General features: G+C 70.4%; 24 protein-coding genes. 15 read left to right on the plus strand and 9 right to left on the minus strand.

The genetic code is table 11. The features are described from left to right. Positions 1-228 precede the first annotated feature (228 nt). The 6 genes from ACIRJP_RS28575 to ACIRJP_RS28600 all read left to right on the plus strand — a co-directional run bounded on the left by ACIRJP_RS28575 (position 229) and on the right by ACIRJP_RS28600 (position 5,870). Positions 229-1,032, plus strand: coding sequence for a winged-helix domain-containing protein (locus ACIRJP_RS28575; RefSeq protein ID WP_404179985.1), 804 nt, complete (start codon positions 229-231; stop codon positions 1,030-1,032). A 24-nt stretch (positions 1,033-1,056) separates the two neighbouring features. Then, entirely contained in the window at positions 1,057-2,094 is a 1,038-nt protein-coding gene (locus ACIRJP_RS28580; RefSeq protein WP_383716800.1) for a LacI family DNA-binding transcriptional regulator, read from the plus strand. Positions 2,095-2,331: 237 nt separating this feature from the next. Beyond that, positions 2,332-3,447, plus strand: a complete 1,116-nt coding sequence (locus ACIRJP_RS28585) for a S1C family serine protease (protein ID WP_404179989.1) — start codon at positions 2,332-2,334, stop codon at positions 3,445-3,447. 30 nt (positions 3,448-3,477) lie between these two features. Beyond that, the gene (locus ACIRJP_RS28590) at positions 3,478-3,657 is read left to right on the plus strand and encodes a hypothetical protein (RefSeq protein WP_404179992.1); all 180 of its coding nucleotides are present in this window, start codon (positions 3,478-3,480) and stop codon (positions 3,655-3,657) included. 57 nt (positions 3,658-3,714) lie between these two features. After that, positions 3,715-4,446 (plus strand): response regulator transcription factor, encoded by a 732-nt coding sequence (locus ACIRJP_RS28595; protein ID WP_404179995.1) that lies wholly within the window; start codon positions 3,715-3,717, stop codon positions 4,444-4,446. Further along, positions 4,443-5,870 (plus strand): sensor histidine kinase, encoded by a 1,428-nt coding sequence (locus ACIRJP_RS28600; protein ID WP_404179998.1) that lies wholly within the window; start codon positions 4,443-4,445, stop codon positions 5,868-5,870. Before ACIRJP_RS28595 ends, ACIRJP_RS28600 begins: the two co-directional genes overlap by 4 nt. 28 nt (positions 5,871-5,898) lie before the next feature. Here ACIRJP_RS28600 and ACIRJP_RS28605 read toward each other — a convergent pair whose 3' ends face one another. The 3 genes from ACIRJP_RS28605 to ACIRJP_RS28615 all read right to left on the minus strand — a co-directional run bounded on the left by ACIRJP_RS28605 (position 5,899) and on the right by ACIRJP_RS28615 (position 7,585). Then, on the minus strand, positions 5,899-6,441 hold the full coding sequence (locus tag ACIRJP_RS28605) for a putative toxin-antitoxin system toxin component, PIN family (RefSeq protein ID WP_404180001.1): 543 nt from the start codon (positions 6,439-6,441) through the stop codon (positions 5,899-5,901). A 33-nt stretch (positions 6,442-6,474) separates the two neighbouring features. After that, complete coding sequence (locus ACIRJP_RS28610) at positions 6,475-6,921, minus strand: helix-turn-helix domain-containing protein (RefSeq protein ID WP_404180004.1); 447 nt, start codon at positions 6,919-6,921, stop codon at positions 6,475-6,477. 73 nt (positions 6,922-6,994) lie between these two features. Continuing rightward, entirely contained in the window at positions 6,995-7,585 is a 591-nt protein-coding gene (locus tag ACIRJP_RS28615; protein ID WP_404180007.1) for a TetR/AcrR family transcriptional regulator, read from the minus strand. Between the two features lie 222 nt (positions 7,586-7,807). Here ACIRJP_RS28615 and ACIRJP_RS28620 point away from each other — a divergent pair, with 222 nt between their 5' ends. After that, complete coding sequence (locus ACIRJP_RS28620) at positions 7,808-9,697, plus strand: serine/threonine-protein kinase (protein ID WP_404180010.1); 1,890 nt, start codon at positions 7,808-7,810, stop codon at positions 9,695-9,697. Between the two features lie 65 nt (positions 9,698-9,762). Here the strand turns inward: ACIRJP_RS28620 and ACIRJP_RS28625 are convergent, their stop codons facing one another. Together ACIRJP_RS28625 and ACIRJP_RS28630 are read right to left on the minus strand one after the other, a co-directional pair. Beyond that, positions 9,763-10,656, minus strand: a complete 894-nt coding sequence (locus tag ACIRJP_RS28625) for a phosphatidylinositol-specific phospholipase C (protein WP_404180013.1) — start codon at positions 10,654-10,656, stop codon at positions 9,763-9,765. A 178-nt stretch (positions 10,657-10,834) separates the two neighbouring features. Beyond that, positions 10,835-11,800, minus strand: coding sequence for an ArsR family transcriptional regulator (locus tag ACIRJP_RS28630; protein ID WP_404180016.1), 966 nt, complete (start codon positions 11,798-11,800; stop codon positions 10,835-10,837). A gap of 275 nt (positions 11,801-12,075) precedes the next feature. Between ACIRJP_RS28630 and ACIRJP_RS28635 the strand changes: the two genes are divergently transcribed. Both ACIRJP_RS28635 and ACIRJP_RS28640 read left to right on the plus strand, forming a co-directional pair. Then, a complete protein-coding gene (locus tag ACIRJP_RS28635; RefSeq protein WP_376415160.1) occupies positions 12,076-12,534 on the plus strand; it encodes a hypothetical protein in 459 nt (152 codons plus the stop codon). Between the two features lie 90 nt (positions 12,535-12,624). Next, positions 12,625-13,626, plus strand: a complete 1,002-nt coding sequence (locus tag ACIRJP_RS28640; RefSeq protein ID WP_404180019.1) for a hypothetical protein — start codon at positions 12,625-12,627, stop codon at positions 13,624-13,626. Positions 13,627-13,660: 34 nt separating this feature from the next. Here ACIRJP_RS28640 and ACIRJP_RS28645 read toward each other — a convergent pair whose 3' ends face one another. The 3 genes from ACIRJP_RS28645 to ACIRJP_RS28655 all read right to left on the minus strand — a co-directional run bounded on the left by ACIRJP_RS28645 (position 13,661) and on the right by ACIRJP_RS28655 (position 15,404). Next, positions 13,661-14,032, minus strand: a complete 372-nt coding sequence (locus ACIRJP_RS28645) for a hypothetical protein (RefSeq protein ID WP_404180022.1) — start codon at positions 14,030-14,032, stop codon at positions 13,661-13,663. A gap of 312 nt (positions 14,033-14,344) precedes the next feature. Beyond that, positions 14,345-14,539: a DUF397 domain-containing protein gene (locus tag ACIRJP_RS28650; protein ID WP_376626787.1), complete on the minus strand. Its 195-nt coding sequence runs from the start codon at positions 14,537-14,539 to the stop codon at positions 14,345-14,347. A 13-nt stretch (positions 14,540-14,552) separates the two neighbouring features. Beyond that, positions 14,553-15,404, minus strand: a complete 852-nt coding sequence (locus ACIRJP_RS28655) for a Scr1 family TA system antitoxin-like transcriptional regulator (protein ID WP_404180025.1) — start codon at positions 15,402-15,404, stop codon at positions 14,553-14,555. 246 nt (positions 15,405-15,650) lie between these two features. On the opposite strand from ACIRJP_RS28655, the gene ACIRJP_RS28660 reads away from it, so the two are divergent. Then, positions 15,651-16,121 carry an ATP-binding protein gene (locus ACIRJP_RS28660; RefSeq protein ID WP_404180028.1) on the plus strand — a complete coding sequence of 157 codons (471 nt, stop codon included), beginning with the start codon at positions 15,651-15,653 and terminating at the stop codon, positions 16,119-16,121. Between the two features lie 72 nt (positions 16,122-16,193). On the opposite strand, the gene ACIRJP_RS28665 is transcribed toward ACIRJP_RS28660, so the two are convergent. Next, positions 16,194-18,038: a bifunctional metallophosphatase/5'-nucleotidase gene (locus ACIRJP_RS28665; RefSeq protein WP_404180031.1), complete on the minus strand. Its 1,845-nt coding sequence runs from the start codon at positions 18,036-18,038 to the stop codon at positions 16,194-16,196. Between the two features lie 113 nt (positions 18,039-18,151). Between ACIRJP_RS28665 and ACIRJP_RS28670 the strand changes: the two genes are divergently transcribed. From ACIRJP_RS28670 to ACIRJP_RS28690, 5 genes are all read left to right on the plus strand, one after another. Then, positions 18,152-18,346 carry a hypothetical protein gene (locus ACIRJP_RS28670; protein WP_404180034.1) on the plus strand — a complete coding sequence of 65 codons (195 nt, stop codon included), beginning with the start codon at positions 18,152-18,154 and terminating at the stop codon, positions 18,344-18,346. 10 nt (positions 18,347-18,356) lie between these two features. After that, positions 18,357-19,280, plus strand: a complete 924-nt coding sequence (gene mshD, locus ACIRJP_RS28675) for a mycothiol synthase (RefSeq protein ID WP_404180037.1) — start codon at positions 18,357-18,359, stop codon at positions 19,278-19,280. Positions 19,281-19,381: 101 nt separating this feature from the next. Continuing rightward, the gene (locus tag ACIRJP_RS28680) at positions 19,382-19,792 is read left to right on the plus strand and encodes a GntR family transcriptional regulator (protein ID WP_266416296.1); all 411 of its coding nucleotides are present in this window, start codon (positions 19,382-19,384) and stop codon (positions 19,790-19,792) included. After that, entirely contained in the window at positions 19,789-20,712 is a 924-nt protein-coding gene (locus tag ACIRJP_RS28685) for an ABC transporter ATP-binding protein (RefSeq protein WP_404180040.1), read from the plus strand. The genes ACIRJP_RS28680 and ACIRJP_RS28685 overlap by 4 nt, the downstream gene beginning before the upstream one ends. Beyond that, positions 20,709-21,683 (plus strand): ABC transporter permease subunit, encoded by a 975-nt coding sequence (locus ACIRJP_RS28690; RefSeq protein ID WP_404180043.1) that lies wholly within the window; start codon positions 20,709-20,711, stop codon positions 21,681-21,683. The genes ACIRJP_RS28685 and ACIRJP_RS28690 overlap by 4 nt, the downstream gene beginning before the upstream one ends. Positions 21,684-21,815: the final 132 nt, after the last annotated feature.

Below are 21,815 nucleotides of genomic sequence, written 5' to 3' on the forward strand. Positions count from 1 at the left end.
CCTTTTGTGCTTTTCAGGCGTTGTTACGGCGACGTTTCCACAAGCTCAGCGGCCCCGGGGCGCGGGACCGCAGCCGTGGGACCAGCACGAAAACGTACGAAGAAGTGCCGCATACTCCCCCGGGCCCGGCCCGGGAGTGCCCCTCTCGCAGGGAACGAGGAGGACCGACGTAATGGGCGAGCGAACCGTGCACGATCATCGACCGACGACCCAGGCAGGTGGGCGGCGATGAGTTCACTGCTGCTCCTGACGAATGCCCTTCAACCGTCGACGGAGGTGCTCCCCGCCCTCGGACTCCTGCTCCACAGCGTGCGGGTGGCGCCGGCCGAAGGCCCCGCTCTCGTCGACACCCCCGGTGCCGACGTCATCCTGATCGACGGCCGCCGCGACCTCCCCCAGGTGCGGTCGCTGTGCCAGCTGCTGCGGTCCACCGGACCGGGCTGTCCGCTGATCCTCGTCGTGACGGAGGGCGGCCTCGCGGCCGTCACCGCCGACTGGGGCATCGACGACGTGCTGCTGGACACGGCGGGACCGGCCGAGGTGGAGGCCCGGCTGCGGCTGGCCACCGGACGGCAGCAGATCAGCTCCGACGACTCCCCGATGGAGATCCGCAACGGCGACCTCTCGGTCGACGAGGCCACGTACAGCGCGAAGCTGAAGGGCCGGGTCCTGGACCTGACCTTCAAGGAATTCGAACTGCTCAAGTACCTGGCGCAGCACCCGGGACGGGTCTTCACCCGCGCCCAGCTGCTCCAGGAGGTCTGGGGATACGACTACTTCGGCGGCACGCGGACGGTCGACGTCCATGTGCGGCGGCTGCGCGCCAAGCTCGGCCCCGAGCACGAGTCGCTGATCGGCACGGTCCGCAATGTCGGCTACCGCTTCGTGGTGCCCGAGAAGGTGGAGCGCGCAGCCGAGGAGGCCAAGGACCGGGCCGCGACGAAGGCGGCCGCAGAACCCCAGACCCGTTCGGAGCAGTCGCGGGCTGCCGCGATGAGGGAAGAAGCCCCGGTCCGGCCTGCCGGGAGGTAGGTATATCCGCGTAGACTGCCGCGCGTGGCCAAGGTGACGCGGGACGATGTGGCGAGACTGGCGGGGACGTCGACCGCGGTCGTCAGCTACGTCATCAACAACGGACCGAGGCCGGTCGCCCCGGCCACGCGCGAGCGGGTGCTCGCCGCGATCAAGGAGCTGGGCTACCGGCCGGACCGGGTTGCCCAGGCGATGGCGTCGCGGCGGACCGATCTCATAGGGATGATCGTGCCGGACGCCCGGCAGCCGTTCTTCGCCGAGATGGCGCACGCGGTCGAACAGGCCGCCGCCGAGCGCGGGAAAATGGTGCTCGTCGGCAACTCCGACTACCGCGACGAGCGCGAGGTCCACTATCTGCGGGCCTTCCTCGGCATGCGGGTCTCCGGCCTGATCCTGGTCAGCCAGGGCCCCAGTGAGCGGGCGGCGGCCGAGATAGAGGCGTGGGACGCGCGGGTCGTGCTGCTGCACGAGCGGCCGGAGGCGATCGACGACGTCGCGGTCGTCACCGACGACGTCGGCGGCGCCCAGCTCGCCACCCGGCACCTGCTGGAGCACGGCAACGAGTACGTGGCGTGTCTGGGCGGCGTGGAGTCCACCCCGGCGGTCGGTGATCCGGTCGCCGACCACGTCGAGGGCTGGCGCCGGGCGATGCACGAGTCGGGGCGCTCGACGGAGGGCCGGCTCTTCCAGGCCCCGTACAACCGTTACGACGCCTATCAGGTGGCGCTGAAGCTGCTCGCCGGGCCGGACCGGCCGCCGGCGATCTTCTGCTCGACGGACGACCAGGCGATCGGGGTGCTGCGGGCCGCGCGCGAGCTGCGCATCGACGTGCCCGGGGAGCTCGCGGTGGCGGGCTTCGACGACGTGAAGGAAGCCGGGCTGACCGATCCGCCGCTGACGACGGTCTCCTCCGACCGCCCGGCGATGGCGCGGGCCGCGGTGGATCTGGTGCTCGACGACTCGTTGCGGGTGTCGGGTTCGCGGCGGGAGCGGCTGAAGCAGTTCCCGTCGGCCCTGGTGGTCCGGCGCTCGTGCGGCTGCGGGGAGCCGACGGTTCAGTAGCGGAAGGCCGGACAGCAGGGCGGCCCCTGGGCGGTCCGTCGCAGGACCGGCCCCCGGGCGGGCCGTTCCCTGTCCGGCCAGGGCCGCGCTCCTCATCGGGCCGGGGTCGCGCCCCCACCGCACCGGGACCGCCTCCTTGTACCGGGGCCGCCTCCTTATATCGGGCATACGAGCTTCTGCCGGGCTTCTCAGCGCGTGCTCAGGCTTCTCTCATCTTCGCCCGACACGCTCATATGCATGACAGAGAGCCAGCGCCCGAGCGGCGAGTACCCGATGTACCCCTCGTACGGCAACGGCGACGCGGCCTACCCGCCGCCGCCGTCATACCAGCCCGCGCAGCCATTCGCGACGGGCCCCGGAACCACCGTGTGGCCCAGCGGGAACGGCGGCAGCGACGGCAACGGGGGCAACGGCGTCGGCGGACCGGACTTCCCGCCACCCGCACCCCAGGAACCGGCCGCGCCCCGGAACCGGGCCAGGCGGCCGGTCGCCCTCCTCGCGGCCGTGGCGATCGCGGCGGCGATCGTCGGCGGCGGCACCGCCACCGTCGTCGAGCAGCTCACCGGCAACAGCTCGAACAGCGCGAGCAGCGTCATCCCCGGCACCACCGTCTCGCAGAGCAGCAAGGGCACCGTCTCCGGTGTCGCCGAGGCCGTCTCGCCGATGATCGTCGAGATCAACGCGACCTCGACGGCGGGTGAGTCCACCGGCTCCGGCGTGGTCATCACGTCCGACGGCGAGGTCGTCACCAACAACCACGTCATCTCCGGCGCCTCGTCGATCAAGGTGACGCTCAGCACCGGCAAGACGTACACCGCCGATGTCGTCGGCACCGACCCCGACAAGGACCTCGCGCTGATCAAGCTCCGGGGCGCGAGCGGGCTGAAGACGGCCACGCTGGGCGACTCCTCGCAGGTCGCGGTCGGCGACCAGGTCGTGGCGATCGGCTCGCCCGAGGGCCTCACCGGCACCGTCACCAGCGGCATCGTCTCCGCCCTCGACCGCGATGTCACCGTCGCCAAGGAGGACGGCAGCGGCCAGGGCCGGGGCGGACAGAGCGGCGGCGAGCAGTGGCCGTTCGAGTTCGGCGGCCGGCAGTTCAACGGCGACACCGGTGAATCCACCACCACGTACAAGGCCATCCAGACCGACGCCTCGCTCAACCCCGGCAACTCCGGCGGCGCACTCATCAACATGAACGGCGAGATCATCGGCATCAACTCCGCGATGTACTCGGCGAGTTCGTCCGGATCCAGCAGTTCGAGCGCCGGCAGCGTGGGCCTCGGCTTCGCCATCCCGGTCAACACGCTCAAGGCCGACCTCGACACCCTGCGGGCCGGCAACAGCTCCTGAGACTCCTGAAGCCCCCGAGGAGACCGAAACATGCACCGCCCCTCACACCCCGCCCACACCCCCACCGGTCCGGCCGACCTGGCCCTGCCCCTCGCACTGCTCGCGACACTCGCGACGACCTCCGGGGCGGGCCGCGCCCCGGAGGTCCGTGCCGCCGCCGCCCGCAAGCGCCGGGCCGCACGACGACGCGCCACGGCCGTGCGAGGCTGAGAGCACCACGCCCCGGAACGCCCGGGGACGCACGGCACGAGAAGAGGACGACGAGCGATGAGCCCCGCCGAAGACGATCCGCAGCGCATCCTGATCGTCGACGACGAGCCCGCCGTGCGCGAGGCCCTGCAGCGCAGCCTCGCGTTCGAGGGCTACGGCACCGAGGTGGCCGCCGACGGCCTCGACGCCCTCGCCAAGGCGGATTCGTACGCCCCCGACCTCATCGTCCTCGACATCCAGATGCCCCGGATGGACGGCCTGACCGCCGCCAGGCGGCTCCGTTCCACGGGCACCACCACCCCGATCCTGATGCTCACCGCCCGCGACACCGTCGGCGACCGGGTCACCGGTCTCGACGCGGGCGCCGACGACTACCTGGTCAAGCCCTTCGAGCTGGACGAGCTGTTCGCCCGCATCCGGGCCCTGCTGCGCCGCAGCTCGTACGCGGCCTCGGCGGGCGGCGCGGTCCCCGCCGACGACGAGCTGGCCTTCGCGGACCTGCGGATGAACCTCGCCACCCGCGAGGTCACCCGGGGCACCCGCCGGGTCGAGCTGACCCGTACCGAGTTCACCCTGCTGGAGATGTTCCTGGCCCACCCGCGCCAGGTGCTGACCCGCGAGCAGATCCTCAAGGCGGTGTGGGGCTTCGACTTCGAGCCGAGCTCCAACTCCCTGGACGTGTACGTGATGTACCTGCGCCGGAAGACTGAGGCGGGCGGCGAGCCGCGCCTCGTGCACACGGTGCGGGGTGTCGGCTACGCGCTCCGCTCCGGCGGCGGTGACGGATGACCGGCATCCTGCATCGGCTCCGCGCCCTGCCGCTGCGCTCCCGGCTCGCGCTGCTGGTGGCGACGGCGGTGGCTGCGGCCGTCGCGGTGGTGGCGGCGGCCTGCTGGTTCGTGACAAAGGTGCAGCTGGAGAGCCAGCTGGATTCCTCGCTGCGCAATGTCTCGGTCAGCGACGAGTACGTGCAGAAGCTGTTCATCGCCTGCACCCTTCCCGACCGGGCGACCGTCCCGCCGATCAAGGGGACGTACACCGTGCAGCTCGTCACCGTGTCCGGGAGCACCTGCACCTCCGCCGGGGCCTCGCCGATCGGCGTGACGGCCGCCGACATCGCCGTGGCCGCCGGTGTGCGGGACAACGCCCTGCACACGGCCAGCACGAAGAGTGGCAAGAGGATGCGCGTGTACACAGACGCGTACGCACCCCACAACCCGGCGCCCGGCCTGGCCCCGGGAAGCTTCGCGGTCTCCGTCGCCCGTCCGATGAGCGAGATCGACGCCCCGCTCTCCACCCTCGCCTGGATGCTCCTGGCCGTCTCCGGCATCGGCGTCATCGGCGCGGGCGCGGCCGGCCTCTGGATCGCCCGCACCGGGCTGCGCCCCGTGGACGAGCTCACCCGGGCCGTCGAGCACGTCGCCCGCACCGAGGACCTCACTGTCCGCATCCCGGCCGAGGGCGAGGACGAGATCGCCCGGCTGTCCCGCTCCTTCAACTCGATGACCGCGTCCCTGGCCACCTCCCGCGACCGCCAGGCCCAGCTGATCGCGGACGCCGGCCACGAGCTGCGCACTCCCCTGACGTCCCTGCGCACCAACGTCGAGCTCCTCGCTCGCAGCGACGACACCGGCCGGGCCATCCCGCCCGACGACCGCAAGGCCCTGATGAAGTCGGTCAAGGCCCAGATGACCGAGCTGGCCTCGCTCATCGGCGACCTCCAGGAACTGGCCCGCCCCGACGCCCCCGCCCCCGGCCCGCTCCAGGTCGTCGCGCTGCACGACATCGCGGACACCGCACTGGAACGCGCCCGGCTGCGCGGACCCGAGCTGACCATCAGGGCCGACCTGACCCCTTGGTACGTACGGGCCGAGCCCGCCGCGCTGGAGCGGGCGGTGGTCAACGTCCTGGACAACGCGGTCAAGTTCAGCCCGCCCCGCGGCACGATCGAGATCGCCCTGCGCGACGGCGAGCTGACCGTGCGGGACCAGGGCCCCGGCATCCCCGCCGACGAACTCCCCCACGTCTTCGAACGCTTCTGGCGCTCCCCGTCCGCCCGCCAGCTCCCCGGCTCGGGCCTGGGCCTGTCGATCGTCGCCCGCACGGTCCAGCAGTCGGGCGGCGAGGTCACCCTGCGCCCGGCGGTGGAGGGTCCGGGCACGATCGCCTCGATCCGCCTGCCGGGGGCACCGCAGCCGCCGCCGGGGCTGTGAGCACGGGCGGTCCGGGTACCGCGCGGAGTCAGAGACGGCGCCGGAACTCGGCAGCGAACTGCGGAGCGCCTCCCGCGTCCAGCCTGTCCAGCAGCCCGTGCAGGTCGCGGGGCTCCTTCCGGTAGGAGCCCACCTGCGTACGCAGGACGGAGTTCATCTCCACCGGGGCGAGATCGAGCATGTCCAGCAGGAAGTCGTCGGGGCGCATTACCTCGATCTCGTACGGATCCGACGCCTCGGCCGGGAAGTCCTTCACATTCAGCGTGACGACGGCATGCGCCTGTCCCCGGACCGCCGCCGCCAGCACATGCCGGTCCTTGGGGTCGTTCGCCATGGCAGGTATGAGCGCCTCGTATCCCGACACGAGACTGTCGGGAAACGTGCCCGCCATGACTTCGACGATTCCCTTGGCCTTCAAGGCCCCGATCCGCTCGCCGACATTCCTGGTCAGCTCATCCAGGATGTCGGTGGACCAGAGCGGCTCATAGAGCTCGGCCTCGGCAAGGTTCAGCAATGTGTCCCTGAGGTAGTTCGGGAAAAGAACACAGGTGTCCAGGACGACGCGCTGCACATCGCTCCAGTCGACTCGGGCGGATTCAGCTGATCAGTTGTCGTAGAGACCGGCGTCCTCGGTCAGTCCGACCAGTTCGTCCAGTCCTCGGCGACGCTGCGAGCGCCTCTTCTCCTTGTAGTCGAGAACGTCCGCCAGCAGCACTCTGCGGTGTCTTCCGGGCCGCGAGAAGGGGATCCCGCCCTCATCCAGGATTTTGACGAACGTCGGCCGGCTGACTCCCAGGAGGTCGGCAGCCTCTTGCGTCGTCAGTGTGGTGTTCACCGGTGCGACCGTCACGGCCTTGCCCTCCGACAGGGCCCGCACCACCACCATCAGCGCCTCGTAGACCTCCGGGGGCAGCGTGCGCGTGGCGCCGTCGGGGCCGCGCAGCATGGCCGGCTCCACAGCTTGTGGGGTCCGGTCCAGGAAGGCGCAGAGCTCAGCGATCTCCGCGCGGTGCTCGGGCAGGAGAGTGCGGTCTTCGGTAGTGCCGTGCATAGCTCTGTCTCCTTTGAGAGTAGAACCAGCATCGCACAATTCGAAAGAAACGCAAGCCCTGATTCGGGCCCGCTCACCGGCCGACCGAGCGCCAGATGTGGTGCGGAACCGTCCGCGCGGCTTCTTCCATGTCGATGTCCCCGACGGAGAGCCAGCGGCGCACAATGCCCGTCACCGGGCCCAGGATCAGCGACTCCAGTACGGGCAGGGGGAGGTCGACAAGCTGCCCGGACGCCTGATGGGCGTGCAGCCAGGCCGCGATCGGGGCCAGCCGGGCTTCCTGGGCGCCCCGGAGCCGGCGGGCGTGTACCGCGATCTCGCGGTCCGCGGTGACGGAGTGCATGAGCCGTGCCGCGTCCGGGTGGAGCTGGGCGAAGCGGAAGTAGGCCCGCACCACGGCGTGGACGCCGGAACGGGCGTCGTCCGTCTGCTCCAGCGCCTTGCCCAGATCGTCGAGGAGCCGGCCCAGCCAGGACTGCGCGAGCGCGAGCGCCACTCCTTGGAGGCTGCCGAAGTGGTGGTAGATGCTTCCCGCGCTGACCCCGCTGGCCGAGGTGATCGCGGAGAGCGTGAGGCCGGATTCGCCCTCCGCCACATAGATGTCGAGTGCGCAGTCGAGCACCTGGGCGGCAGTGGCCTCACCACGTTGTTGCTTCGGGCTCATCGATGCCGTCCTCGTTCCCGGAACCGCAGGTCCCTCGTGGAGTGTCTCCGGGAACAGCGTAGTGAAGCTTCTGGAATTCTTTCCGGAAGTAGCTCCAATAGCTGCGTGTCGTACCTCAGACTGAACACCGACTGCTTCAAGTCGCAGCAGAGCAAGCGGACTTCGGATGACTGAGACGGTCCCACGGGCTGCGGCGCGGGACACGCGGGGGAGCGCTCGAACATGACCAGCGTGCACAACGACGATCACGAGAGCAGCGAGGACAACATCGACGGCGGCATCAAGCCGCTGACCGCGAACGACCCGGCCCGCATCGGGCCCTATCTGTTGCTCGGCAGGCTCGGAGCGGGCGGTATGGGCCGGGTCTACCTCGCCCGTTCCGAGGGCGGCCGCACGGTCGCGGTCAAGGTGGTGCACGCGGAGCACGTCGCGGATCCCCAGTTCAGGGCCCGTTTCCGCCGCGAGGTCGACGCGGCGAGGCGGGTGGGCGAGCACTACACCGCGCCCGTGCTGGACGCGGCCCCCGACGAGGAGTACCCCTGGGTGGCCACCGGCTACGTACCGGGGCTCTCACTCGAACAGATCGTGCGGGGCCACGGCGCGCTCCCCACCGAATCCGTGCTCGCTCTCGCAGACGGGCTGCTGCGGGCACTCAAGGACATCCACGCGGCCGGCATCGTCCACCGCGACCTCAAGCCCTCGAACGTGATGCTCACGGTCGAGGGCCCCAAGGTCATCGACTTCGGCATCGCCCGCGCCGTCGAGACCTCGGTCGAATCCCTGCTCACCAGCACGGGGATGGTGATCGGGTCACCGGGCTTCATGTCCCCGGAGCAGATCCTCGGCGAGAGCGCGAGTCCGAAGAGCGATGTGTTCACGCTCGGGACCGTACTGACCTACGCGGCGACCGGCACGCTCCCGTTCGGCCACGGGGTGAGCAACCAGCACGCGGTGATGTACCACATAGTCGAGGCCGTCCCCGACCTCAAGAGGGTGCGCGACGAGGGCCTGCGCACCCTCATCAGCCGCCTCCTGACCAAGTCGGCCGACGAACGCCCCTCCGTGGACGAGCTGTTGGCCGATTCCGACGGTCATCGCCTGGCCCCGCCGACGGCGTCGTGGCTGCCGGCGGAGGTGGTGGGCCACCTCGCACGGCAGTCGGCGCAGCTCCTGGACGCGGAGGCGGCGCCGGTACGGCAGGAGCGCGTGGACCGCAGCACGGTCGGCCTCCGGGCGGCCGGGCCCGCTCCCGAGGTCGTCCCCGAGGCGGTTCTCGTCGGCGGGACGACCGAGCCGAAGCGCAAGCGGGAGGAGCGGCGGCGCAGGTGGGTCGTGTCCGTCCCCGTGGTTGTGGTCCTGGCCGGGGGCGGCGGCACGGTGGCCGTGCTCCAGCCGTTCAGCAGCGACAGCGGAAACCACGCGTCCGCACCGTCCGCCGGCGCGACGAGCATGGCCTCCCCCACGTCGCCGTCGTCATCGTCGTCGTCATCGCCGGAGGGCGCCCCCTCGAAGGCGAAGAAGAGCCCCGGCTCCTCCGGCGACAAGAACAAGCCGGGCGACGACGGCAAGGACGGCCGGGACGGAGAGGACGGCCGGAACGCCCAGGCCCCGGGCGGAAGTTCGGGGTCCTCCGGCGCGGGCGACACGTCGTCTACAGGCGGGACCTCGTCCGGCGGCTCGTCCAGCAGCTCGTCCGGTGGCGGCGGATCGTCGTCGACAGGCGGCACCAGCACGTCGGGCGGCGGGGGTTCGAGCGGCACGTCGGGATCCACCGGCGGCTCGGGCGGCGGGACCTCGGTCCCCTCGAAGTTCGTGGGCACCTGGAAGTACGGCGACATGTACAACTCCGGACAGCCGAACACCATCACCATCTCCCGCGCCGGTGTGGTGCACCTGTCCGACTACCTCTACAACCAGTGCCCGTACGAGGGGAAGGTGACCTCCACGGCGAGTGGCGGCAGCCGTATCAACGTCGGCACCGCCAAGCTCGTCGGCCCCAGCGTCCCCTACTGCTACCCGAGTCTCGACCCGTCGTACTTCGTCGTCAACGGCAGCGGCATCAAGTTCTACGTGAACTCCGCCGGCGCCGGCTACTACTACAAACGGGCCTGAGACCGGCGGCCGGGAGGCCACGACCAGGCGACGGCAGGGCCCCGCGACGGGGCCGCCCGCGCCTCTCAGACACCCGGATTGTGCCGGATCAGCGATTCCACCAGGCCCGACCGGGTGGCGGGGAAATCAAGCGGGACGATCCCCAGCCCGGTCCAGCCCGCCGCCTCGGAGCCGTCCAGGAACGACTGCACCTGCGGGTTGAGCCGGTCCGCGTTCCAGCGCGGCGGCATCAGGGCGGCGGTGCTGACGTAGTTCATGTACAGCTTCCCGGGCTGCTGGGCGGCCTTGCGGAACTGGGCCTCGATCTTGGAGTACTTGGCGAACGGCTCCGCCATGTAGTCGTCCTGGATGTCGAAGAGCGCCGAGTCGGCGTACCGGACACCGGGCAGCCCGCCGTTGTCGGCCAGCAGCACGACCTTGCCGCGCGCCTGACCCAGCGAGGGCAGCGCCGGATCGATGCGGAACAGCGGCCGCCAGCCCCGGTTGTCTAGGTAGTCGTCGAAAACCGCCCGGAACGTCGCGTCGCTCTCCTCCGAGTACTCCTGCTTGACCCGCATCAGCACCGTCTCGGTGGGGCGAGCCGCCAGGAAGTCCCAGCAGGCGCCCAGCACATCGCCGAACATCAGGTTCTGGTACGAGGCCCCGTGATGGATCGCGAACGAGCCACCGGTGACCCGGCACCGTACGTCCAGGAAACGGATGCCGCTGCTCAACTGCTCGGCGATCGTGGTGTTCTGGCACTCGGTCCAGGGTCCGCCGTAGCGGGCGCCGGAGTCGTGCGAGCCGGGGATCGTGAGGCGCTGCAGCCCGGTGGCGTCGGGGACGGCGCCCATCCAGTCCTGGGTGCCGAGGACTTGGCGGCCGGCGGCACCTGCGGTTCCCCCGCCGATCAGGACGGTGGCGGTGGCGGCGAGTGCGCCGGCCAGGAAGTTTCGGCGAGTGGCGGTGTACGGGCTCATGCGGGAAGTGCCTCCGTCTGCCGTGGGGGCCTGGGGCCTGGGGCCCAGGGGGTCAGCCGTCAGAGTATGACGGGTGCACGTCACTACCGGAACAGGCTGCACACCACCACAGGAACAGGGTGCACATCACTCCGGGAACAGGGTGAACGGCACTGCAGAACAGGCTGCACGGCACACGTCACGGTGCCGCCGCGGTGCCGGTCAGCAGGTCCAGCCCCAGCGGGGTGCAGGAATGCCGGACCGCCTTGCCCTCGCGTTGCGTGACGATCAGACGCGCGTCCCGGAGGGCCTTCGTGTGTTCGGAGGCCGACGATTTGCTGATCTCCAGCTCCCGGGCGATGTCCGTGGTGGTGAGCTGCTGGGTGAGCAGGCCGAGGGCGGCCGCCCGGGTACGGCCCAGCAGGGCGCTCAGGGGATCGCCGTCGTCGCGCGGGCCGAGCAGCGGCAGCGGGGTCAGGGCCGGGTAGATGAGGATGCTCGGGGCGTCGTCGTGCGCGGCGACCACGGGCGGGCCGTCCCACACGAGGGACGGCAGCAGTACGAGCCCGTGTCCGGTCAGGATGACCTCGCCGTGCTTCGCGCAGTCGAAGACCAGGGTCGTTCCCTGCCAGCGCGCACCGGGGACGAGGCCGGTCAGCGTGGCACGGATTCCGTGCTCGGCGAGAAACCGGGTGCGCCAGGCACGTTCGGCGTCGAATCCCGACCGCAGCCGGCTCCAGGACGGGGCCACGAAGCTCGCGTACGCCGACCGCACGGCCTGCTCCAGGTCCTGCCAGGCATCCTTGTCCCGGTCCGCCAGTGAGCGGATCCACGGGGTGAGCGGACGGCTCGCCCGGCAGACCCGGCCCAGTTCCGCGCGGACGGTGTCGGTGGGAGCCGACAGGACCAAGTCGAGCCCTTCCTCCAGCCCATGGCTCAGCGGGTCGAGGAACATCGGGCCCGTCGCCGTGGGCGGCACCAGTTCCAGCAGTCGGCGCGCGGCCTGCGGAAATCCGGCACGGATCGCGTGCTGCCACCGCCTGAACACCGGCGAGACGTCGCGCTGAGCCATCCCGGTGACCAGTATCAGCTCCATCAGGGGTGCCGGACCGGTCGCGAACGTCACCCCCAGCAGATCCTCGGGCGTGAAACTCACACTCAGCATGCGTCCCCCTCGTGCCGGTCCCGGATTCCCGCGCGCCACTGTTCGGCCAGAACCGAAACCATCGCGGCCCCCCGGCCCCGTCCCGACCATGGACACGCAACGCCTTCGAGGGTGGCCCCGGCAGCCCCCGGGCGAAAGCCACTATCCGGCCCTGTGCGATCCGATCGCCCAGGGCCACACCCGGACCGACGGGGGGATTTCCCGCAGCCGAGGCATGGCTACGGGAGCTGAGTGTCCGGCAGTACACCCGAACTCACGAGTCACAGGAGCCACAGATGAACGTGTTACGAGCCATATCCCTGAAGCGGGCGTCCATGGTGGGCATCGCCGTCGCCGCGACCAGCGCCGCCACCCTCGCACTCGCGCCGACGGCCGGTGCGACATCGACGAACATCGACACCTGGTCGTCGTTCTGGCAGCCCTGCGGCACCTACATGTGCCTCTACTACAGCCCCAATCTCACCAACGCGAGCTGGACTCCGTCCGGGACGTCGGACTCGGACCTGTCGGGCAACAAGTTCGCCAACCATGGGACGGGCTCGGCGGGTGCCGGGCTGGTGGTGCGCAACAACGCCGCCTCCATGGGCAACAACACCGTCAACTGCCACGTCACCGCCTTCTACTCCCCCGGCTTCAAGGGTGACTCGAACTGGCTCCACGCCGGGCGTGCGGGAAACCTGACCAGCGGCCTGCGCAACAACGAAGCCTCGATCCGGGTGGACAGCTGCACCTGAGCCGGACCTGCACGACCGCCCCGCCCGCGCCCCAGGTGCGGGCGGGGCCTTCCAGCCTCACCGGGACCCGAGAGAGCGGAGAGTCCAGACATGGCAGAACCACCCGAGAACACGGAACGGGCAGCCTTCCGGCGTCGAACGGCCTGGCTCACCGCCCTGTCCGCAGGTGCGCTGACCACCACCCTTCTCGTCTCCGGGTGCGGCGGCGAACCGTCGCGACCGCCCGCCGCTCCCGGGCCCGTGGCGACGCCGACCCCGGCCACCACAGCCAACCTCCGGCTGCCGCTGAACGCCTACCTCCCCACTCCCGAGGACCAGGCCACCGGCGAGTACCTCGTCTACCGCGTGCAACAGCACTGCATGCGCGGCTTCGGATTCCGCTATCTGCCCCACCTGACCAGCGAATACGTCGCAACCACGGTCGCGACGTGGCGCGAGTACGAGTCGCGCCGGTACGGGATCAGCGACCGGGCCATCGCCGCCGAACGCGGGTACCACCTCGGCAAGGACCCCGGCGGGACTCATGCTCCGCAGATCGCGAACGCCCTGTCCCTGCCGGAGCGCGAGGTGTTGTCGGGCCGCAAGGCGGACGGCCGGGCGTCGTCAACGCCCCTACACCGCAAGCTGGTTCCCCGAGGCGGATGCGCGGGACAGGCCGAACGAACGGTGTACGCGGACGACGCGGAGACGGCCCAACGCGGCAACGACCTCGTCGCCCGGCTGCGCCACGAGGCGTTCGAGCGCTCGCGCTCGGACCCCCGGGTCACGGCGGTGAACCGGACGTGGTCCTCCTGCATGCGGGGCAGGGGATTCACCTACCGCGATCCCGACGCCGCCCTCGAAGACTCCCGCTGGGACCTGCGCAGCTCCCGGCCCAGCCGCGAGGAGATCGCCGTCGCCACGGCCGACATCTCCTGCAAGCTGCGGGTCAACCTGCTGGGTGTGAACTTCGCCGTCGAGGCGGAGTACGAAAACGCGGCCATCAACGACCACACCCCCGAACTGGAGAAGGTCCGAACGCACAACACCTCCGACGCCGCACGGCTCCCCAGCCTGATGCAGCGGTACGACCGGGCCCCGCGCCCCTCGTGAAACGCTCGGGGCCGACCCGCCTCCAGCCATAATTTCACCCCGGCGGCACCGCGGACAGCGGGTCCCCGGCGTCCGCGGGAGAGCCGGAACCCGGACGTACGGTCCACTCGATCCAGGCACCCTGGTGACTGAGCGAGAGACCGCAGGGCTCACCGCGATGGAGCGCACCGATGGCAGCGACACATCCGCCGCCGTCCACCCAGCTCAGCGCCCGGTGACGTTCAAAGAGCGGCAGTCCGGCGGCCAGCGCCCGCACCTCCAGCCGGATGAAGCGGATCGCCCCGGCGGGGTCGAGCGCCTTGTGCCGGAACACCTCGGCGATCTCGTCGGCCTCCATCGTGCGGTAGGTGACCCGCTCGCACCAGAACACGCGCGTCGCGGACGGTACGGGTGGCTGCTCGCTCACGGGATGCCTCCTGATGCCCCATCGGAACCGCCCCGCACCTGCGGCCGGCGTGACGAGCGGCAGGCGGCGGGGAGGCCCTTCGGAACTCCGCCCAACTGGCGCAGCGCTGAGCGGAGTTGCGCGCCACGGACACCGACCGCTGTGGGCCGGTTAGACCGGGGGCGCGCCTCGAAGCTAGTACTTTGCGCGAGCCCGTATCAAGTGTTTGATATCTAACGAGTGAGATGAATATTCGCCAAGGATGAGATGCAACAGCAGCGGGCGGCCCCCACCTGCGCCGGTGGGAGCCGCCCGAAGCGAGAGCGTGGCAGCTCAGGCCAGATCGTCGAATTCGCCTTCCTTGGCGCCACCGAGGAAGGCGCGAAGCTTGGCACGGCTCGTACGGATGATCACGTCCGGATTGTCACTCTCACGCATGAGGATCTCGCCGCCGAACTCGGCGAGTTCCAGACAGTTGTCGCCGTCGGCATCGGCCGACTTGGACGACTTTCGCCACTGAATTTCCATGATTCTCACGCCTTCACACTTGCTCTGCGACTTCCTTGATGAAGTCTCTCGAACTCTGCGGATCGAGCGATCGCCCTTCCGTCCGGTCGAGTACCGCCCGAAAGACCTGGAGCCGCGCCTCGGCGTCGACGAAACCGGAGCCCAACAGGGCGTCCGTCTGCACGGTGTCGAGCTGCGGAACCGGACCGTAGACATAGTGGGTCGAGCTGCCCGCATTCGGAAAGCCGCCCACTGCGAACGGGATCACTCGCACGGTGACATTGTCGCGTTCCGACTCCTTCAGAAGGTGCTCAAGCTGTCCACGCGCCACCTTGCGCCCGCCGAACTGCATCCGCAGCGCCGCTTCGTGGACCAAGAACGTACAGACAGGCGGATTCGACCGGTCGAGCACATCCCTGCGCCTCAACCGATGCGAGATCCTTCGCCGGAGACTCGCCGGGGTCGGCGCGGGCAGGGATTCCGAGTAGACGGCACGCGCATAGTCCTCGGTCTGAAGCAGACCGGGCATATGCATGATCTGAACCGAGCGGAAGCCCGCCGCGTGATGCTCCAGTTCCGCCAGGTCGAGAGCGCTCCCGGAAAGCTCGCCGCGATAGTCCTCCCACCACCCCTTTATCCGCTCCTCGGCCATGCCGGCGAGTGCGTCGACATAGGCCGCATCGGAGCACGCGTAGTGCCCGGCCCATGTGCGCACCCGCGCACCGCTCACTCCGAACCGTCCCGATTCGGTGTTGCTGATCGTGGTGCGGTCCGTGCCCAGCAGGGCTGCGGCCTCGGTCGGCGTCAGACCGGCGTGCTCGCGCATCTTGCGCAGCTCCGCACCCAGTCGGCACTGCCGCGCGGTAGGGGGCTTCCTCGGTGGCATCAACCTCTCCTCTTGTCGAAACCCAGTCTGGCCGCATCCACTCGAAGGGGTCCACTTCTCGCAAGAATTATGGGTTCCTACACAACAATTGATACTCCCACGCTACCGTCCTTACATGCCGCGCCGCACGCCGGTAAACCCGAAGTGCAGCTGTACATAGGTGTGTTCGGACATGCCCGCGTACGGCCATCGCCACGGACGACGAGCAGCGCACCCGTTCACACCGCACCGCGTTGGGAGAACGACATGCCCCACGTCCACGCAACCCCCCGCTCCGCACCGCCGGGCCCACCGGGCGGCGAGGTCTACCGGCTCGCGCTGCCGAACACGTCCTGCGCCGCGAAGCTGTCACGCGACTTCCTCTCGTCGCTGCTGACCGTCAGCAGACACCGCGGCCTGATCGACGACGCACGCCTGTGCGTCACCGAAGTGGTCACCAACGCCCACCGCCACACGCGTACGTCCCTGATCCGGGTCGGCGTGACCGTGCAGCGCAAACAGGTCACGGTCTCCGTCGCGGACGACGACCATTGGGCCCTGCCCGAACCACCGGCCTTCCGCGAGGTACGCGAGGAGGTAGGCGAACAGGAGGGCGGGCGTGGGCTGTTGCTCGTGGAACGGCTGGCGCTCGCCTGGGGAATGACCGTGCTGGGCGGCTGTTTCCCGTACCGGAAGGCGGTCTGGTTCACGCTCGCCCGAGCCGGTTCGGCGCCCTGAACCGGCCACGGAAACGCAGAAGGGCGGTGGGCCCGCCGGCCCACCGCCCCGCTCACCCGCGTACGGGAGTTACTACTGGATGACCGTGATCCGGTCCGCCGCCGGCGGAGCCAGCGGTGCCTGGGCCGTGGAGTGGGCCGCCAGGTAGGCGTTGAACACGTCCAGGTCGGAGGGGCCGACCAGCTTGTTCGTGCCCTGGCCGAGCGCCGCGAAGCCGTCGCCGCCGCCCGCCAGGAACTCGTTCATCGCGACGCGGTAGGTCTTGGCCGGGTCGATCGCCTCACCGTTGAGCTCGATGGTGTCGGTGACCACACGGGCCGCCCCCGTCTTCGTCATGTCCAGGGTGTAGGTGAGGCCCTTGGAGATCTGGAGGATCTTCGGGCTGGCCTCGTTGGAGCCGCTGACCTGCTGCTGGAGCGCCTGGACCAGCTGGGCGCCGGTCAGGTCGACGACGTTCATCATGTTGGTGAAGGGCTGCACGGTGAAGGACTCCCCGTACGTCACCACCCCGTCGCCCTCGGCGCCGGACGCCTTGTGGACCAGGTCCGCGCGGATGCCGCCCGGGTTCATGAAGGCGACGACCGCCCCGCCCTTGTCCGCCGGGGCCAGACCCTCCAGCTGGGCATCGGCGATCAGGTCACCGAGCGGCTTCTCGGGGGCAGTGGAGCCGCGGCCGTTGATGTCGGCGGTGATGTAGCCCTGCGGCCGGTTCGAGATGGGCGCCGCGAGGGTGTTCCAGCGGGCGATCAGGGCCGTCATGTCGTTGGCCTTGGGCTGGTCCCGGCTGACGATGTGGTTCGCCGACTTCGGGTTCTTGGCACCGGCCGACTTCACCGACGTACGGACGATGTCCTTGGTGCGGCGGTCGTAGGTGAGCGTCGTGTCGGTGTAGAGCTTGCCGAAGGAGGACGCCGAGGTGACCATGCGCGGGTTGCCCGCCGGGTCCGGGATCGTGCACACGTACGCCTGGTGGGTGTGGCCCGTGACCAGGGTGTCGACCTTGGGCGTGATGCCCTTGGCGATGTCGGTGATCGGCCCGGAGATGCCGTCGCCGGCGCCGGAGGAGTCGCAGTCGTAGTTGTACGAGGTGGAGGCCGGGGCCCCGCCCTCGTGGATCAGCGCGACGATGGACTTGACGCCCTGGCGGTCCAGCTCCTTGGCGTACTTGTTGATCGTCTCGATCTCGTCGTGGAACTTCAGGCCCTTGACGCCGTTGGCCGTGACGATGTTCGGCGTGCCCTCCAGGGTCACCCCGATGAAGCCGATCTTGACGCCGTTCTTCTTCCAGACCGTGTACGGCTTGAGGATCGGCTTGCCGGACTTCTCGTTCGTCACATTGGCGGCGAGGTAGGGGAAGTCGGCGCCCTCGAACTTCTTGTCCTTCTCGTAGCATCCCTCGACCGGGTGGCAGCCGCCGTTCTGGAGGCGGGCCAGCTCGGTGGCGCCCTCGTCGAACTCGTGGTTGCCGACGGTCGTCACATCGAGGTCGATCTTGTTGAGCGCCTCGATGGTCGGCTCGTCGTGGAAGAGGCCGGACAGCAGCGGGCTCGCGCCCACCATGTCGCCGCCGGCCGCGGTGATCGAGTACGGGTGCCCCTTGCGCGCGGTGCGCAGCGAGGAGGCGAGGTACTCGACGCCGCCGGCCGGGATCGCCTTGGTCGTGCCGTCCGCCTGCGTCTCGGTGACCGTGCCGGCCGAGCCGGCCGGCGGCTCCAGGTTCCCGTGCAAGTCGTTGAAGGACAGCAGCTGCACGTCGACAGTGCGGCCCGGCTTGTGGTGGCCGCCCCCGTGTCCGTGGCCGTGGCGGTCCTGGGCGCCGGCCGGCATCGCGGCGACGAGCGCGCCGACGGTGGCGAGCCCGGCCGCGGCGGCGAGCACCCGCCGGGATGCGCGGTTCTTCTGCGGTGTCGCTGACATCGGTCCCCTTGTGAGTTCAGCGGGAGGTCGAAAGTGGTGACGAGTCTGGAGACTTCGTGCGCAGCCTAGGGTCAACGCGCGTAGCGCGACAGGTGTCCGGGGTTACGAACTGGTTGCCATGCGGTGAGGCGCCGAGGTCGCCGCCGGCCGTCGGCACCTGTGCCGGGCTGCCCGACAGCGTGCGCGAGCTGCTGCCCAGCGCCGAAGATCTCTCCCGTATCGCCGACGGTGTGCTCAACACACCGCAGACCGCCGACCGAGTCCCGAAGCGCCCGCGCACCACCCCGGTACGCACCTCGCCCCCTTAGGCTCGTAGACATGACGACTGACGCACCCCTCCCCGCTCCCGGACGTGAGATCCGGACGCTCGACGAGCTCTCCCCCGAGCAGGCGGACGCCGTGTCCGATCTGCTCGCCGAGGCGGCCCGGTCCGACGGCAGGCAGGCCGTCTCCGAGCAGGGGCGGTTGCAGCTTCGGGGCGGGCCGCGGGCGGGCGTCCGGCACCTGCTGCTGACCAGCGGGGCGGTCCTGGTCGGGTACGCACAGCTGGAGGACACCGACCCCGTCGAGGCTCCGGCGGCCGAGCTGGTCGTGCATCCGGCGTACCGGGGGCAGGGGCACGGGCGGGCGCTGGGCGCGGCGCTGCTCGCCGCGACCGGGAAGCGGCTGCGGGTGTGGGCGCACGGCGGGAAGTCCGCGGCGCGGCATCTCGCGCAGGTCCTCGGACTCTCGCTCTTCCGCGAACTGCGCCAGCTGCGCCGCCCGTTGGCTCCGCCGGACATCGCGGAGCCGGTGCTGCCGACCGGCGTCACCATCCGTACCTTCGTGCCCGGCGAGGACGACGCCGCCTGGCTCGCGGTGAACCGGGCCGCCTTCGCCCACCACCCGGAGCAGGGCTCGCTGACCCAGCGCGACCTGGACGACCGCAAGGCGGAGCCGTGGTTCGACCCGAAGGGGTTCTTCCTGGCCGAGCGCGACGGCGAGCTGATCGGCTTCCACTGGACGAAGGTGCACGCCGAGGAGCAGCTCGGCGAGGTGTACGTCGTCGGCATCCGGCCCGACGCGCAGGGCGGCGGGCTCGGCAAGGCGCTCACCGCGATCGGGCTGCGCCACCTGGCCGCCGAGGCGCTGCCGACCGCGATGCTCTACGTGGACGCGGACAACAAGGCGGCGCTGGCCGTCTACGAGCGGATGGGCTTCGCGACGCACGAGGTGGACCTGATGTACCGGACGGAGTCCTGAGGCAAGGGCCCACAGACCCAACTCACCCGGGGGCGGCGTCGCTTGACGCCGCCCCTTCCTTACGCCACTCTTTCACTACTCAATTAGTGAAAGGGGTGAACATGGCAGAGTCCGCAGCGGTCGAGTACCGCATCGACCGGCGCAGCGGCGTCGCCACGTACCTCCAGATCGTCCAGCAGACCAAGCAGGCGCTCCGCCTCGGCCTGCTGGAGCCCGGCGACCGGCTGCCCACCGCGCGCGAGGTCGTCGAGGCCACCGCCATCAACCCGAACACCGTGCTCAAGGCGTACCGGGAGCTGGAGCGCGAGGGCCTGGTCGAGGCCCGGCGCGGGCTCGGCACCTTCGTCACCCGGACCCTCGGTGGCGCGGCGGCCGCCGACGACGCACCGCTGCGCGCCGAGCTCGCCGACTGGACCCGCCGGGCCCGCGCGGCCGGGCTGGAGAAGGACGACGTGAGCGCGCTCTTCACCGCCGTACTGGACAGGACTTTCGAGGGGGATCAAGCCGGATGACAGGCGCTGCGATCGAGGCCACCGGCCTCGGCATGAAGTACCGGGGCAGAGGCAGGGGCTGGGCGCTGCGCGACTGCTCCTTCCGGCTCCCCGCCGGGCGGGTGTGCGCCCTCGTCGGGCCCAACGGCGCGGGCAAGTCCACCCTTCTCGCCCTCGCGGCCGGCTTCCTGCGGCCGTCGGAGGGCACGGTGCGGGTGCTGGGCACGGCCCCCGGGGACGCCCGTACGCGGATGGCCTTCGTGGCCCAGGACAAGCCGCTGTACCCGCAGTTGACGGTGGACGCGACGCTCTGGGCGGGCGCCGAGCTGAACCCCTTCACCTGGGACCAGGACACCGCCGAACGCATCGCCGGGAAGCTCCCGCGCGACGCCCGGGTCCGTGACCTCTCCGGCGGCCAGCGCACTCGGCTCGCCCTGGCCCTCGCGCTGGGCAAACGGCCCGAACTGCTCCTGCTGGACGAGCCGATGGCCGACCTCGACCCGCTCGCCCGCCACCAGCTGATGGGCGCCCTGATGGCGGAGGCCGCTGAGCACGCCACCACCATCGTGATGTCCTCGCACATCCTCACCGAGCTGGAGGGCGCCTGCGACTACCTCCTGCTCGTCGACGGCGGCCGGGTCCGCCTCGGCGGCGAGGCGGAGGACATCCTCGCCGCGCACACCCTGCTCACCGGCCCGGTGCGGGACACCGCACCGCACACCGTCGTCGAGTCCCGCACCGCGGGACGCCTGAAGACCGCACTCGTACGGAGGCAGGGCCCCGTGGACACCGACGTCTGGGAGGCCACCGAGCCTTCCCTGGAAGAACTGCTGCTGGCGCATCTGCGGTCGCCGGAGGCCCCGGCGCTGCTGACGCCGAGCGCGACGGCCGCCGAGGCCGGCGAAGCCGTCGAGACCGCCGGGGAGGTGGCCGCCGTATGAGCTCGATCTCCCTGCGTGGGCCGGAACGGGTCGTTGTCGCCCATCACCGGTGGGCGCTGTGGGTCATGGGCGCGCTTCCGGTCCTGGCCCTCGCCGTCCTCGCCGGCACCTGGCTGTGGACCGACCACGTCGCGGACGCCTTCGCCGCGACCGGCTGCTCGGTCGTGCACACGACGCCCGGCTGCGTCGACACGGTCGACGAATACCTCGGCCGTCAGCCGTGGCTGCAGGACGCCGTCAACTGGTCCCGCGTGCTGATGACGGTCCTCCCCGCGTTCGTCGGGATCTTCGTCGCGGGCCCGGTGATCGCCCGTGAGCTGGAGAGCGGCACGTACAAGGTGGCGTGGTCGCAGTCCGTGACACCCGCCCGCTGGTTCGCCGCCAAGCTCGCCGTCCCCGCCATGGTGACGCTGGCCTCCGTCTCCGTGCTGTCGGCCGTCTGTGCCTGGGCCCGGAACCGGGCCGACGCGCTGGGCGAGCCGCGGGTATGGCACGAACGCGATGTGTACGGCTCGATCGGCACCGTCCCGGTCGGCTACGCCCTGTGCATGCTGGCCCTCGGCGCGCTCACCGGGCTACTGCTTCGCCGCACCGTCACCGCGATGATCGTGACGGTGGCCGGTTACGGCGCGCTGGTCATCGCCCTGAACAAGGTGCGCAGCCATCTGTGGCCGGTCCTGACCGACACCTTCGCGCCGGGGAGCAAGTACCGCTTCCCCGACGGGGCCTTCGACACCGGGCAGGGGTGGCTGACCGGCACCGGTGAACGGCTGCCCCCCGACGCGTGCCTGTACTGGAACAGCGGCTTCGAGCAGTGCCTGGCCGACAAGGGCATCACGCACCGCTACATCGACTACCACCCCGCCTCGCACTTCTGGCCCCTCCAGCTCGTCGAGACCGGCATCCTGCTCGCTCTCGCCGCGCTCGCGGTCGCCATCGCCTTCCGGGTGCTGCGCCGCCGACACGGCTGACGTCCGAACCGGTTCCGGGCCCCTCCCCGGGCCCGGAATCGGTTCGTATGACCAATCCGCGCACGGCACACCGCTTCCTGCATGTCATGTCGCCGTTACCAGCCATTCAGAAGAGCTTGCGACGCTCTCAGA

The organism is Streptomyces sp. NPDC102437 (assembly GCF_044765565.1).
Taxonomy (GTDB): domain Bacteria; phylum Actinomycetota; class Actinomycetes; order Streptomycetales; family Streptomycetaceae; genus Streptomyces.